The sequence below is a fragment of the Roseococcus sp. GW821-FHT12F05 genome (assembly GCF_058806835.1).
Genome location: NZ_JBXAQB010000010.1, coordinates 15128 through 28047, shown reverse-complemented (window position 1 = coordinate 28047; position 12920 = coordinate 15128). Strand labels below are relative to the sequence as shown.

Here is a 12920-nt window from a genome sequence, read left to right as displayed (position 1 = left end):
CCGGAAGGCTCAGTGCGCGGCCAGGCTCCGCTGCAGCCGCACGATCGCGCCGGGCAGGCCGCGCACCTTCAGCACGCGGCCCGTCTCGCTGTACTCCTCGGACAGCACCCGCGCGCTTTCATAGACCTCGCCGATCAGCCCCTGCTTCGCATAGGGCAGCACCAGCACGTCCTCCACCATCGCCGCCTCGAAGAAGGCGACGATGGTGTCCCTGAGAGCGCTCACATCCTCGGGCGCATGCGCGGAGAGCAGGATCGCGTCCGGATGCTTCTCCATCAGCGCCGCACGTCCCTCCGCGCCCACCCGGTCCAGCTTGTTGAGGACCAGGCGGGACGGCACCGCATCCGCCCCGATCTCGCGCAGCGCGGTCCGGCTCACCTCCAGCTGCGCCTCGTAGGTGGGGTCCGAGGCGTCGACCACGAAGAGCAGCAGCGAGGCCTCCAGCGCCTCCGCGAGGGTGGAGCGGAAGGATGCGACCAGGTCGTGCGGCAGCTGCTTGATGAAGCCGACCGTGTCGGAGACCAGCACGCGGGGCCGGGTCTCCGGCTGCAGGATGCGCACGGTGGTGTCGAGGGTGGCGAAGAGCTTGTCCTCCACCAGCACCTGGCTGCCGGTCAGCGCCCGCATCAGCGAGGATTTTCCGGCATTGGTGTAGCCGACCAGCGCCACGCGCAACTGGTCGCGCCGGGCGGAGCGGCGGTTGTCGCCGTCGCGCTGCACCGCCTCCAGCTGGGTCTTCAGCTCCGAGATGCGGTCGCGGACCTTGCGGCGGTCGAGGTCCAGGTTGCTTTCGCCGGCGCCCGGGCCCTGCTGGCGGCCCCCGCCGGTGGTGGATTCCCGCATGCGGGGGGCGACGTATTTCAGGCGGGCCATCTCCACCTGGAGCTTCGCCTCGCGGGTGTTGGCGTGGCGGTGGAAGATCTCGACGATGACGCCGGTGCGGTCCAGCACCTGGGCCCCGGTGGCGCGCTCGAGGTTGCGGAGCTGGCTGGGCGAAAGCTCGTGGTCGACGATGACGAAGTCGGGCTTGCGGGCGGCATCCGGTTCGGGCCGGGCCGCGTCGGCAGGCTCGGCCGCGCCTTCGAAGCGCTGCCGGGCCTTGGACTTCGCGGCCGGCGCCATCGAGCCGACCACGCCGGTGCCGCCGGTCAGCGCCGCCAGCTCCGCGAGCTTGCCGCTGCCGAGCAGCGATGCGGCGCCGGTGCCCTCGCGCTTCTGCGAGACCGTGCCGACCACCTCGTAGCCGAGGGTCTTCACCAGGCGCCCCAGCTCCTCGAGGCTGGCTTCGTGGGCGACGTCGTCGATGTCAGGCGTCTGGATGCCGACGAGGACAGCCAGTGGGATCGGGGCTCTAGTCTCCATGACAGGGGAGTAGCACGGACGCGCCGAAGCTCCGACAGGCCGTGCGGCTCACTCCTCGTAGATCATCTTCCGGGTCATGCCGCCGTCGATGACGAACTCCGAGCCGGTGACGAAGCCGCTCTCCGGCCCGAGCAGCCAGGCGATCATCGCCGCGGTGTCCTCGGGCCGGCCGACGCGGCCGACGGGATGCTGGGCGTGGTCCTCGGGCCGCAGCGCCTCGCCCCTGGTGTCGATCCAGCCGGGGCTGATGCCGTTCACGCGGATATCGGGTCCGAGGCTGATGGCCAGCGCATGCGTGAGCGCCAGCAGCCCGCCCTTGCTGGCGGCGTAGCTTTCCGTATCCGGCTCGGACTGGTGGGCGCGGGTGGAGGCCACCGTCACCACGCTGCCCTTGGCGGCGCGCAGCAGGTCCTCAGCCGCCTTCACGAGCAGAAAGGTGCTGGTGAGGTTCGTGGCCAGAACGGACGACCATTCGGCCAGGCTCAGTTCGCGGATCGGCTTGCGGATCATGAAGCCGGCATTGCAGACGAGGCCGTCCAGCCGGCCTTCCTCGCGCCGGAGGCCCTCGATGAGCGATCGGACCGCGGCCTCGTCGGCGACGTCCGCGCGCACGTAGCGCGCGGGGAGGGCGGGCGCTTCCTCCGCACGGTCGGCGATGACGACGTGCCAGCCGTCGCGCAGCAGGCGCTCCGCGGCGGCGAGGCCGATGCCATGGGCTGCGCCCGTGATGAGCGCCACTTGCTGTTCCATGCTGTTCCTCCCGATCCGCGTCAGAGCGGCAACGCCGTGGGGGCGGCCCGGCTTCCGGTCACTCCCCGCGGCAGGTCTTCGTCACGGTGCGCGGCGGCGAAGGGGTCTGGGGAACCCGTGGCTCCCAATCTACCGCGCCGTGTTGACCCGCCGCCCGATCTCCTGCGCGATCCGCGCCTGCTCCGCGACGAAGGGGGCGAAGCGGTCGGGCGGCATCGCGACGCCCTCCAGCCCGAGGCCGTCGAACTGCTGCTTCACCTCGGGCTCGTTGACCGCGGCGGCCACCGCCGCGTGCACCTTGCGCAGGATCGCGTCGGGCGCGCCGGCGGGCATCCAGAGGCCGAACCAGTTCACCACCTCGAAGCCGGGCAGCCCGGCCTCCTCCATGGTGGGCGTGGCCGGCATGCCGCTCCAGCGGCGGGCGCCGGTCAGCGCGAGCGCCCGCAGCGCGCCGCTCTCCACATGCTGCCGCGCGATCTGCGTGCCGACGAAGAACATGTCCACGCGGCCGGCCAGCAGGTCGGTGGTCGCCTCGGCCACGCCGCGATAGGGGATGGAGAGGATGTCCGTGCCGGTCATGGTCTTCATGAGCTCGGCGGGGATGTGGCTGGCCGTGCCGTTGCCGGCATTGGCGTAGGTGAGCTTGCCCGGCTCGGCCTTCGCCAGGGCGATGAGCTCCTGGAGGCTCGTCGCCCGCACCGAGGGATGCACGACCAGCGCCTGGCCGAAGTTCTGGGCGGCGAGGGTGACGTGCGAGAAGTCGCGCACGGGGTCGTAGGTGACGTTGTCGTTGAAGGGCGGGATGTTGGTGTGCGAGGCCGTGGTGAAGAGCCACGTGTATCCGTCGGCCGGCAGGCGCGCGACATAGGCCGTGCCGACGAGGCCGCCGCCGCCCGCGCGGTTCTCCAGCACCACCGGCTGGCCGAGCGTGGCGGAGACCCTGGGCAGGATGGCGCGCAGGATCAGGTCCGGCGGGCCGCCAGGGGTGGAGGGCACGACCACGCGGATCGGGCGGCTGGGCCAGTCCTGCTGCGCGAGCGCGGCGGCGGGGGCGAACGCGGCGAGGCCCAGTGTGCGGCGGGTGATCACAGCCGCACCGTCGTCTGCGTCTCGATGGAGCGGAGGATGGCGCCGAGCACCTCGACATTGTGCACGGCGTCGCCGCCCGGCAGGGCCAGCGGCTGCTTCGCCGCGGCATGGCGGGCGAAGTGCTCCAGCTCGGCACGCTCGGTGCTGGTCTTGGGGAAGGTCAGGGTCTCGGGTCGCTGCTTCGCGCCGATGTTCGCGCGGTCGATGCGGCAGAGCCGGAGGTCCCAGGTGGTGAGGTGCTCGACATCGCCGACCTCGACCCAGGCGTTGCTGCCGAAGACCTGCATTCGCCAGGTTTCCGCAGTTGCGATGACGGTGGCGAGGGTGCCCGTCGCGCCGCCGGCGAAGCGGAAGAGCATGGAGGTCGTGTCGTCCATGCCGAAATCCTGCACGAGCCGGAAGCTCTGCGCGGTGACCTGGGCGATGGGGCCGGCGAGGTGGAGCATCGCATCCACGACGTGCACGCCGCGGCCGGTCATGCCGCCGGCGGGGCCTTCGGTGCGGTCGTGGCGCCAGTGGCCTTCGGGGAAGCGGTAGACGCTGGGGCCGCAGAAATTGCCCTCCAGATGCAGGACGCGGCCGAGCGTGCCGTCGTCGATCAGGCTGCGGATCTTCTGCAGCGCCGGCTGGAAGCGCCAGTTGTAGCCGACGCCGAGCGTGACGCCGGCCTCGGCGCAGGCTTTCGCCGCGCGGGCGGCGCTGGCGGCGTCCACGCCGAGGGGCTTTTCCGTGAAGACGGGCTTTCCCGCACGCGCGGCGGCGACGATCTGGTCGGTGTGCTGGGTGTGCGGCGTGGCCAGCACGACGGCGTCGACGTCGGGGTCGGCGAGCGCGGCCTCGTAGCTCGCGAGCATGCGCAGCCCGTGCTCCCCGGCGAAGGCCTGCGCCTTGGCGGGCGTGCGGGTGGCGGCGGCGGTGAAGCGGATGTCAGGGCTGTCGGGCCCCACGCAGCGGACGAGGTGCTGGCCCCAGGTCCCGAGCCCGATGATGGCGGCGCGAATCATGCCGTGATGCTCTCCGTCCTGGGCGCGGCGTCCGATTCGCGCGCGCTCCCCGTGTCAGGGAGCGCGGAGTGAAGCGGGACCGGTCAGGACGGGCAAGCCGGCGTGGCGCTCAGTGCGAGACCTGCACGAGGAAAGCCGACGCGCCGGCCGGCGGCTGGCTCTGGGCCGTCCGGAGATCGCCCGTCTCGCGGTCGAACATGGTCAATGCCGTCAGCTCCCAGGAATCCTCCAGGTTGCCCTGGGCGTCGAGGCTGACCTCGCGCGGGTCGCCGTTGCGGGAGGCACGGCCATGCCAGAGGCCGCGCTCGTCGCGGCGGAGTTCGCCGACCTGGGTGTAGCCGGTCTCCTCGATGCGGCTCCGGGCCTGGTCTTCGGAGAGCTGCGCGGGGGCGGAGGGCGGCGGGGCGGAGAGCGTCTCGGCCCGGGCCGAGGACAAGGCGAGGGCCGCGAAAAGCGCCATGGCCAGGGGACTGGGTCGCATGGGATTCTCCTTCTTCCCGCGCGTGCGGATCGCACGCCGCTTCTCCCCTAAATCCGCGAAGGCCCGCCGGGTTGATCCGGATCGGAAATATCCCGTCACGGGCCGTCATCACGGTGCGATCACGCCGGCGAATTAAACCCACGAAGCAACACAGGCCGTGGCATGGTGTCACGGGACGCAGGAGCCTTCCGATGACGGACCTCGCGAGCCGCCCGTCCTATCGCTGGATCGTCGTGGCCTCCGCCGCGGCGATGCTCGCCATCGTGATGGGACAGCTGGTCAACGGCCTCTCGGTCTTCTTCATCCCGCTGGAGCAGGAGTTTGGCTGGTCGCGCGGGTCCATCGCGCTGATCAACACGGTGGGGCTGGTCGGCGTCGCGCTGGGCGGGATCGTCATGGGCACGGTGGCGGATCGCGCCGGCATCCGGATCGTCTGCCTCGTCGCCGCCCTCTCGGTCGGGCTCTGCGTGGCCCTGGCCTCCCGGGCGGACCAGCTCTGGCAGTTCTACCTCCTCTTCTTCCTCGCCGGGGCCTTCGGGGCGGGCGCGATCTTCGCGCCGGTCATCGCCGCGGTCGGCGGATGGTTTCCGACCGGGGCGGGGATCGCGATCGGCATCGCCTCGGCCGGCCAGGCGATCGGGCAGGGCGGCGTGCCCTTCGTCGCCGCCTTCCTCATCGATGCCCTGGGATGGCGCGGCGCGATGCTGGCCATGGGGCTGGTCTCGCTGGCCGCGCTCGTCCCGCTGGCCCTGGTGATGCGCGAGGCGCCGCCGCTGCGGCCGGTCATGGCCGCGACGCGGGCCGAGGCGGCGCCGCTGCTGCCGCCGGCGCTGGTCGTCGTCGGCCTGAGCGCCGCCGTGCTCTTCTGCTGCACCTGCATGGCGGTGCCGCTGATGCACCTGGTCCCGCTGATCCAGGGCTACTGCATCTCGGCGCCCGATGCCGGCGGCGTGCTCTTCGTCATGCTGATCGCGGCCATCGCCGGCCGCGTCGCCTTCGGCAAGCTGGCCGACATGATCGGGCCCATCCCGGCCTACATGACCGCCTCGCTCTGGCAGACGGTGGGCGTCTTCGCCTTCACGCAGATCGGCGACCTCTCGCTCTTCTACGTCTTCGCGCCGGTCTACGGCTTCGGCTATGCGGGGGTCATGACCAGCCTGCTGGTGACGGCGCGCGTGCTCACGCCGGCCCGCCGGCGCGCGACGATGATGGGCGTCATCCTCGCCTTCGCCTGGCTGGGGCATGGGCTGGGCGGCTGGCAGGGCGGGGCCTTCTACGACCTCACGGGCAGCTACACCGTGAGCTTCGCGAATGCCGCGGCGGCGGGAATCCTGAACCTGATGATCGTGGGGACGCTGTTCGTGATGCTGCGCAGGCGGGTGGTGATGGCGTAGCGGGCATTCTGTGTGCAGCGACCGCTCGCGGCCGATAGCTGACAGGCGGGTTTCGGCCTCGATGCTGAGTAGCGGACGCCAATCGCGCCGTAGAGCCACTGACTCTCAATCTACATGCCCGTTAGGGATCTCGGTCGATAGATGGCGTCAATGGCTGGGAGTCGGGGCGGGCAGTGGCTCAGACGCGGCAACCGGCGCTGGAATGGGGCTGGGGACTGACGGCGAGGTGCTGGCCGACGGGGACGCGCCGACCGGCTGAGCGCCTCTGGAGGCGATGCAGTAGCCGGCTTCGATGGTAGTGAGGCGGAAAAACAGGAAGGTCGCGAATGCAACGCCGACGATACCAATGCCGGCAATCACCGAAAGCCACAACTTATGACAGAAAATTCTCTTCACCAGACCATCGTAGACCGCAACGAACTGATCGCTGATCGCCGCGTAATCGCTCTTCAGCTTGCTCTGCTGGCGATCAATATCGGCGCGAATGGCTGACAATGTCGCCCACTGATTTCCGATCGCAATCAAGAGCAAGATCAGGAAGATCGCTGCGCCTGCCACGATGGCGACGTTGGCCCAGTATTCAATTCCGCATCCCTCTGTAGCCTTGAGCTGCGAACCGACGATGACGGTTGCCACCGGAATTCCTAGCAGCTGACCTTGGATATCGACGATCGTCTTGTGGATTTTACCAATGTATTCGAGTCGCGCGGTTTCGACATCGTTCCGGATCTTGCTGTAAGAAAAGCTCGACGCAAACAGCTTGTATCCATTCCCCACTTCTTCCCGCACGAAATCGAGGTTCGCGAGCACGTGGGCAAAGGCCGTCCTGCTGGACTGAGGCTGTGCGACGTGCAGGACGGCCTCCGCCAAGATCGATAGCTTTTGATCCTGATGCACATCGGCCGTGAGGTCTCCCAGCAAACCATCGGCTGCTTCAATCGACAGTCGACGCAGCGCCGCGACATCGTAGATGATAGGGATCGTGATCTTCCGATCCCGGATGAAGACGAGCTCTTGACGGCTGCTATCCAAATAGCTTGCGGCTTTCCCGAGCAAATTCGCGATCTCCAACGCTTTCCGATAGCGTACGAGATCGTCCGGGGCCGGCTCGGTATTACGTTCGAGTGCGCCCTCTTTGATGAAGTATGCGACGGGTTCACGCAGACGGGCATCACTCGAAACGAGCAGGTCATCCAACTTCTCGACGAGCTGGCCGAGCGCAGTCCGCGGTGCGCCCGCCCTAATCCGAACCCGCTGCCCAATCACAAGCGCTTCGGGTCTATCCGTCAGAACGATGAAATTCGAGTCTTCCATCGCCCGTTCGTTGCCATCGATGAAGAGAAGGTCGTCTAGGACGCTCTGATCGGCGAGCAGCAGTTCACCCTCATCACCCTGCTGATCGAAGGCAATGTGGCGGTAGAGGTTCAGCAGCTGCCCGAACTTAAGTCGGGTCATCCAGGCCTCGATCGTCTCGAAGCTCCGACAGCAGGTGGTCGGGCAGGCCGGTCAGCGTCAATGTCTTCTCATCCGGGTCGAAGCGAACTTGATTGCTCCTCAACGCCTCGCGATCGAATTCTAACGACCACAATGGCGTTACGGCCTTAAATTTGACGAGACGGTTGAGCGCCCCGCGGTGGGGTACGAAACCATCGCTCAGTTTCAGCGCCGGATCACCAAGAGCCGCCATCAGCTTCTCTGGCTCAGTCGGGAATAGCTCGTTCGAAAGTGTCGTGAAATCGATGGGCTCTTTGGCTACGGCAGATCGCTCACAAATGCGTTTGGCTGTCTCCAGGAAAGCGTCCCGCGCCTCTGGTTTCATCTCCTCCGCGTCGGCGAAGCGCTTGATCGTCTCGACGAGAGTGTTGGTATCCTGGCGGTTCTGCAGGGTGGTGTCGCAGCCAAGGAACTCCTTGAAGTATTCCGATACCTCGCCCTTGCCCTTCAGAAAGCCGATATACCGCGGGTCATTCTTGGCCCAGGCATCAAGGTCAATACGGCCTGCAAAACGAAAGCCGTCCATATCAAGATGGACCACGTCCTGCACATCGTAGGTTTTGGTCAACGCAGCGCCGAGCTTGTCGGTCAGAATGGCCACCATCAAATAGCTACCCTCTCTTTCACCGCTGAAGTGCACGAAAAAGACGTGACCTGCTCCAGCGGCGGCGCGCGCACTCGCACGCACTCTGAGGGTCTCCATCATCTTTTCGGTCAGTGACGCGAAGTCAGGTTTCGTGGCTGAAAGGTACTCTTCCAAATGGACGCGGGTAGGTCCTGCGTTAGGGCTGTCCGAGAACCTTCCATAAGCCTTTGACGGCCGCCGATTGTACAGGTTGTGCAAGTCATCGAGTACGCGCTGAATGGGTCCTTTAATGGGCAAGTGATCATTGCCCAGCACGACTTTGAAGCCAGCTTCCGCACGCTGGAGGTCATGGATCGCGGCATGGTGAATTGTATTTGTCATTGAGTCCCCCGCCCTGACGATCTCTGCCGAGTCGCTTTGGTTGAGGGGAAGCTTCGCAAACCGCGCCATGAAGCGCCACACATGCCTCGGGATCGATCCCCTGGCTAGGCTGTCGGTCGCGGCCGTAAAGCGGGCGGCTAGGGCAGACTGCCGACCTGCTCGCGACATTGACAACCCAGCCTCGCTGAACTGGCGGCTTCTCCTGAGCGCCTGCCGAGTTTGCCCCGGAATGTTATTGGAGATGCAAGAACCTGAGGTTCTTGCTGGGGGAGCTTGAGGGGGCAAAGCCCCCTCAAAGGCCTACCCCTCCACCGGCCCGATCTCCCGCGCAAACGCCCGCCGCGACTCCAGCTCGCGCTCCAGCCGCGCCGTCACGTCAGCGCCGGTCTGCAGCACCGCGCGGTTGCCGTTGCCGTCGGTCACGGCCCGGAAGGCCTCGCTGCGCGTGGCGAGCGCGAGCCCCTCGCGCAGGCGCTCCACGATATCAGCGGGCGTGGCGGCCGGCGCGAAGAAGCCGTTCCAGACGGTGAAGTCCGGCTCCGTCAGCCCGAGCTCGGCGGTGGTCGGGACATCCGGCAGCTCCGGCAGGCGCCGGCGGCCGATCACCAGCAGCGGCTTGATCCGGCCGTCGCGGAAATGCGGGCCGGCGGTGGGGAAGTCGGCGGCGCCGATCTGCACATGGCCGGCGATCAGGTCCGTCACCTGCGGCGCCGTGCCGCGATAGGGCACCTTCACCAGGTCGAGCCGGAAGTGCCGCGCGAGCTGCTCGACCGACTGCTCGGAGACCGAGCCGCTGCCGGTGGTGCCGAAGGCCAGCCGCGGCTTCTGCGAGTCCCGAGCGCGGGCGAGCAGCGCGTCGAAGCTCGTCACGCCGAGGGCCGGATGCGCCCAGAGGATGCTGGAGGATTCGACGAAGATGCCGATGGGCGTGAAGTCGCGGATCGGGTCGAACTGCACGGCGTCGCCCAGGGCCACGACGCTGCCGATGAAGGCGGTGAGGTTGGGCACCAGCAGCGTGTAGCCGTCCGGCGCGCTGCGCGCCGCGGCCTGGATGCCGATGGTGCCGGTGGCTCCGGTGCGGTTGTCCACCACGAAGGGCTGGCCGAACTGCGCCGAGAGCTCGCGCGCCAGGGCGCGGCCGTAGGTGTCGGTCGGGCCGCCGGCGGGCCAGGGGACGATGAGCTTCACGGGACGGTCGGGCCAGGCGCCGCCCTGGGCCAGGGCGGGTGCGGCGGCGGCGAAGGGGAGAAGCGAGGCGAGGCGCAGGGCGTCGCGGCGGGAATGCGTCATGGAACAAGGCTCCGGAAGGGAAGGGGGGCGGGCAGGGTCGGAAGCGGGAAGCTTCGACAGGGCTCGCCGGGCCGGGCGGAGACGGAGAAGCGGCGGATCGGGCCGGACATGGCGGGCTCCAGGGGAACGGGCTTTTCGGGACGGGCGGGTCGGGCGTCGGCCGGACGCGAGGGGCGGATCAGCGGGCGCTGCGACAGCGCGGCAGGCGGGGTGTCCTCACGCGGAGGCGGATGGTGGTTCGCACGGGACCTCGGATCGGCAGGTGCCGGATGGGCGGCAGGGCTGGAGCCTATAAAACCATATATGATAGTGCAATGTGGATTTTACGTATTTTATCACGAATCTCTGACGCCATCCCCTGGGGCTGGCGCGAAGGGGCGGGCGATACGCGCCGAGGTGGATCGGATGGCCGTTCGAGCATGCTCTTTATATTATTGATTGATAAGCGTTTTTAAATCCAAAGATGTGGATTTGCGATTTCCGCGCATCGCGCCGTTGAAATCTCCGTAGCAGATCGTATAATCCTCAAACTACGGTTTTCTGGAGAACAATCAGCCGCTCGCATCCTGCGGGCGGGCCGGTCGGACCCAGACGACGAGGAACCGAGATGGCCCGAATCTCCCCGTCCGTCCCCTTCCGCACCCTCCCTGCCAGGGCGGCGTCGCGCTGTCGGATCTCGTGTCGCGGCTGAGCCGCACCGATCCGCCGACCCCACGACACCCGAAACGCCGCCCCCGGAGACTCCCATGCGCCTGTCCAATCCCATCATCGAGGATGGTGCCCTCATCGCCGTCGCCGCCCAGGGCGATGCCGGCTGGTTCCTGATCGCCATCGACATGCGGCTCGAGGAGCTCGACCGCGCCGATTTCCCGAGCGCGGCGGCGGTGGAGCAGGCCGCGCGCGGCTACCTGCGCCGCAACCACCCGGCCGTCGGCTCGTGGGCCGGCGCGTGGAAGTGACGCACGCCATGTCGCTCTCGGCCCTCCTCCCGCCGCTGCCGCGGCGCTTCCCCGACGCCCCCGAGCTGATCGCCGCCATCGCCGCCAATGGCGCGCGCGACGACCGCGATGCGAGCTTCCCCTTCGACAGCCTGGAGCGTCTGCGTCAGGCCGGCGTGCTGGCGCTGACGGTGCCGACCGGGCTCGGCGGCGGCGGCGCGGGCATCGGCCTCGCCGCCGAGGCGGTGCGCCAGGTCGGCACGGCCTGCCCCGCGACGGCGCTCATCCTTGCGATGCAGCTCGCCAAGCAGGCGGCGCTGGCCCGCAGCCCCGCCTGGCCGGGCGCGTTGCGCGAGCGGCTGGGCCGCCTCGCCGTGACCGAGGGCGCGCTGATCAATTCCGCCCGCGTGGAGCCGGAGCTGGGCTCGCCCACGCGCGGCGGCCTGCCGGGCACGGTCGCGCGCCGCACCGACACCGGCTGGGCGCTGACCGGCCACAAGCGCTACGTCACCGGCCTGCCCGGGCTGCGCTTCATCGAGGTGCTGGCGCGCACCGACGAGGACGAGCCGCGCATCGGCCATTTCCTCGTCACCGCCGGCACGCCGGGGCTGGGGGTCCGCGAGACCTGGAACCATCTCGGCCTGCGCGCCTCGGGCAGCCACGACCTGCTGCTCCACGACGTCGCGGTGCCCGAGAGCCATGCCATCGGCCTTGTCCCCGCCGGCGCCTGGGTGAGCAACGACGCGGTCCAGTCGGCCTGGAACGCGCTGCTGGTCACCGCCGTCTACACGGGCGTGGCCCAGGCGGCGCGCGACTGGGTGGTCGGCTTCCTGCGCCACCGCCGTCCCTCGGGCCTGAGCCAGCCGCTCGCCGCCCTGCCGACGGTGCAGCAGGCGGTGGGCGCGATCGAGGCGCAGCTCATCGCGAGCCGGCGGATCGCGGCCTCGCTGGCCGCCGATATCGAGGCCGGGCGCGTGCCGCCCGCCGCCGAGACCGGCGCCGTGAAGGCGCTGCTCTCCAGCCAGGCGATCCGGGCGGTGGAGTTGTCGGTGTCGCTGGCCGGCAACCATGCGCTGGACCGCGCCAACCCGCTGGAGCGCCACTGGCGCGACGTGCAGTGCGCGCGCGTCCACGTGCCGACCGAGGACGCCGCGCACCAGAATGCCGGCCGCGCCGCGCTGGCCGAGGGTGTTGCGGCATGAGGCGCCGCATCCTCCTCGCCGGTCTGCTCGCTGCGCCGGCCGTCGTCCGCGCCGAGACGCCCTTCAGCCGGCCGATCCGCTACATCTGCCCCTTCCCGCCGGGCGCCACCAACGACAACGTCTCGCGCACCATGACGCGCGCGCTCACCACGCGGCTGGGCGTGCCCGTCGTGGTGGAGAACCGCGCGGGCGCCGGCGGCGCCGTGGGCGCGCGTCTGGTCGCCGAGAGCCGGCCGGACGGGACGACGCTGCTCAACGCCTCGGCCGGCAACCTCACCATCGCGCCGCATCTCGGCCCCGTGGGCTACGACCCGCTGCGCGATTTCTCCCCCGTCGCCATCGCGGGCGAGGCCTTCAGCCTGATCGCGGTGAATCCCACCCTTCCGGTGCGGACGCTGCCGGAGCTGATCGCCTACGGCAGGCGCCATCCGGGCGTGCTGAACTACAGCTCGGCCGGGATCGGCTCGGCGGGGCACCTCCGCGGCGCGCTCCTGGCCGATGCCGGCGGCTTCGAGGCGGTGCACATCCCCTTCCCGGGGTCGGCACCCGCGGCCAATGCGCTGGCCGCCGGCGACGTGCACTTCATGATCGACCCGATCGTGGCGCCGCATGTCCAGGCGGAGCGTGCTCGCGCGGTGGCCTCCATCGGCAGCGGCCGCTGGCCGGCCTTCGCCGAGGTCCCGAACGTCACCGAGCTCGGGATCGGCGCGGACTGGCCCTCCGGCGGCTGGTTCGGCCTCTTCGCGCCGGCGCGCACGCCGCCGGAGATCGTCGCGCGGCTCAACCGCGACTTCAACGCCAGCCTGGACGAGCCCGAGGTGGACGCGGCGCTGCGCCGCTTCGGCCTCAGCCCGGAAAAGCTCTCGCCCGAGGAACTCGGCGCGCGCCTGGCGCGCGACCACGCCGCCACCGGCCAGGCGCTGCGGCGCCTCCACATCGCCTGAAGGAT

12 protein-coding genes are annotated in these 12920 nt (G+C 69.2%); 4 read left to right on the top strand and 8 right to left on the bottom strand.

Going from position 1 to position 12920, the window contains the following annotated elements:
* Nucleotides 1-9: 9 nt before the first annotated feature.
* The 5 genes from hflX to AC1ROY_RS21845 form a co-directional block, all read right to left on the bottom strand.
* Nucleotides 10-1362 (bottom strand): GTPase HflX, encoded by a 1353-nt coding sequence (hflX, locus tag AC1ROY_RS21865; RefSeq protein WP_493151006.1) that lies wholly within the window; start codon nucleotides 1360-1362, stop codon nucleotides 10-12.
* 48 nt (nucleotides 1363-1410) lie between these two features.
* Complete coding sequence (locus tag AC1ROY_RS21860; protein WP_493151005.1) at nucleotides 1411-2112, bottom strand: SDR family oxidoreductase; 702 nt, start codon at nucleotides 2110-2112, stop codon at nucleotides 1411-1413.
* Between the two features lie 129 nt (nucleotides 2113-2241).
* Complete coding sequence (locus tag AC1ROY_RS21855; protein ID WP_493151004.1) at nucleotides 2242-3201, bottom strand: tripartite tricarboxylate transporter substrate-binding protein; 960 nt, start codon at nucleotides 3199-3201, stop codon at nucleotides 2242-2244.
* A complete protein-coding gene (locus AC1ROY_RS21850; RefSeq protein ID WP_493151003.1) occupies nucleotides 3198-4205 on the bottom strand; it encodes a Gfo/Idh/MocA family protein in 1008 nt (335 codons plus the stop codon). The genes AC1ROY_RS21855 and AC1ROY_RS21850 overlap by 4 nt, the downstream gene beginning before the upstream one ends.
* Before the next feature lie 109 nt (nucleotides 4206-4314).
* Nucleotides 4315-4686, bottom strand: coding sequence for a hypothetical protein (locus tag AC1ROY_RS21845; RefSeq protein WP_493151002.1), 372 nt, complete (start codon nucleotides 4684-4686; stop codon nucleotides 4315-4317).
* A gap of 191 nt (nucleotides 4687-4877) precedes the next feature.
* Here AC1ROY_RS21845 and AC1ROY_RS21840 point away from each other — a divergent pair, with 191 nt between their 5' ends.
* Nucleotides 4878-6080: an MFS transporter gene (locus AC1ROY_RS21840; RefSeq protein WP_493151001.1), complete on the top strand. Its 1203-nt coding sequence runs from the start codon at nucleotides 4878-4880 to the stop codon at nucleotides 6078-6080.
* A 147-nt stretch (nucleotides 6081-6227) separates the two neighbouring features.
* On the opposite strand, the gene AC1ROY_RS21835 is transcribed toward AC1ROY_RS21840, so the two are convergent.
* The 3 genes from AC1ROY_RS21835 to AC1ROY_RS21825 form a co-directional block, all read right to left on the bottom strand.
* Nucleotides 6228-7535, bottom strand: a complete 1308-nt coding sequence (locus AC1ROY_RS21835) for a hypothetical protein (RefSeq protein ID WP_493151000.1) — start codon at nucleotides 7533-7535, stop codon at nucleotides 6228-6230.
* Entirely contained in the window at nucleotides 7522-8610 is a 1089-nt protein-coding gene (locus tag AC1ROY_RS21830; RefSeq protein ID WP_493150999.1) for a nucleoid-associated protein, read from the bottom strand. Before AC1ROY_RS21830 ends, AC1ROY_RS21835 begins: the two co-directional genes overlap by 14 nt.
* Before the next feature lie 231 nt (nucleotides 8611-8841).
* A complete protein-coding gene (locus AC1ROY_RS21825) occupies nucleotides 8842-9831 on the bottom strand; it encodes a Bug family tripartite tricarboxylate transporter substrate binding protein (RefSeq protein ID WP_493150998.1) in 990 nt (329 codons plus the stop codon).
* Nucleotides 9832-10577: 746 nt separating this feature from the next.
* Between AC1ROY_RS21825 and AC1ROY_RS21820 the strand changes: the two genes are divergently transcribed.
* The 3 genes from AC1ROY_RS21820 to AC1ROY_RS21810 are packed head-to-tail and all read left to right on the top strand — an operon-like array spanning nucleotide 10578 to nucleotide 12915.
* On the top strand, nucleotides 10578-10790 hold the full coding sequence (locus tag AC1ROY_RS21820) for a hypothetical protein (protein WP_493150997.1): 213 nt from the start codon (nucleotides 10578-10580) through the stop codon (nucleotides 10788-10790).
* 8 nt (nucleotides 10791-10798) lie between these two features.
* The gene (locus AC1ROY_RS21815; RefSeq protein ID WP_493150996.1) at nucleotides 10799-11971 is read left to right on the top strand and encodes an acyl-CoA dehydrogenase family protein; all 1173 of its coding nucleotides are present in this window, start codon (nucleotides 10799-10801) and stop codon (nucleotides 11969-11971) included.
* The gene (locus AC1ROY_RS21810) at nucleotides 11968-12915 is read left to right on the top strand and encodes a Bug family tripartite tricarboxylate transporter substrate binding protein (protein WP_493150995.1); all 948 of its coding nucleotides are present in this window, start codon (nucleotides 11968-11970) and stop codon (nucleotides 12913-12915) included. Before AC1ROY_RS21815 ends, AC1ROY_RS21810 begins: the two co-directional genes overlap by 4 nt.
* The last annotated feature ends 5 nt before the right edge of the window (nucleotides 12916-12920 follow it).

Bases quoted from the DNA above. Each gene is read 5' to 3' on its own strand.
- AC1ROY_RS21850 (WP_493151003.1), bottom strand. From the start codon at position 4,205: ATGATTCGCGCCGCCATCATCGGGCTCGGGACCTGGGGCCAGCACCTC.
- AC1ROY_RS21820 (WP_493150997.1), top strand. From the start codon at position 10,578: ATGCGCCTGTCCAATCCCATCATCGAGGATGGTGCCCTCATCGCCGTC.
- hflX (WP_493151006.1), bottom strand. From the start codon at position 1,362: ATGGAGACTAGAGCCCCGATCCCACTGGCTGTCCTCGTCGGCATCCAG.
- AC1ROY_RS21860 (WP_493151005.1), bottom strand. From the start codon at position 2,112: ATGGAACAGCAAGTGGCGCTCATCACGGGCGCAGCCCATGGCATCGGC.
- AC1ROY_RS21825 (WP_493150998.1), bottom strand. From the start codon at position 9,831: ATGACGCATTCCCGCCGCGACGCCCTGCGCCTCGCCTCGCTTCTCCCC.
- AC1ROY_RS21845 (WP_493151002.1), bottom strand. From the start codon at position 4,686: ATGCGACCCAGTCCCCTGGCCATGGCGCTTTTCGCGGCCCTCGCCTTG.
- AC1ROY_RS21840 (WP_493151001.1), top strand. From the start codon at position 4,878: ATGACGGACCTCGCGAGCCGCCCGTCCTATCGCTGGATCGTCGTGGCC.
- AC1ROY_RS21810 (WP_493150995.1), top strand. From the start codon at position 11,968: ATGAGGCGCCGCATCCTCCTCGCCGGTCTGCTCGCTGCGCCGGCCGTC.
- AC1ROY_RS21830 (WP_493150999.1), bottom strand. From the start codon at position 8,610: ATGGCGCGGTTTGCGAAGCTTCCCCTCAACCAAAGCGACTCGGCAGAG.
- AC1ROY_RS21835 (WP_493151000.1), bottom strand. From the start codon at position 7,535: ATGACCCGACTTAAGTTCGGGCAGCTGCTGAACCTCTACCGCCACATT.
- AC1ROY_RS21815 (WP_493150996.1), top strand. From the start codon at position 10,799: ATGTCGCTCTCGGCCCTCCTCCCGCCGCTGCCGCGGCGCTTCCCCGAC.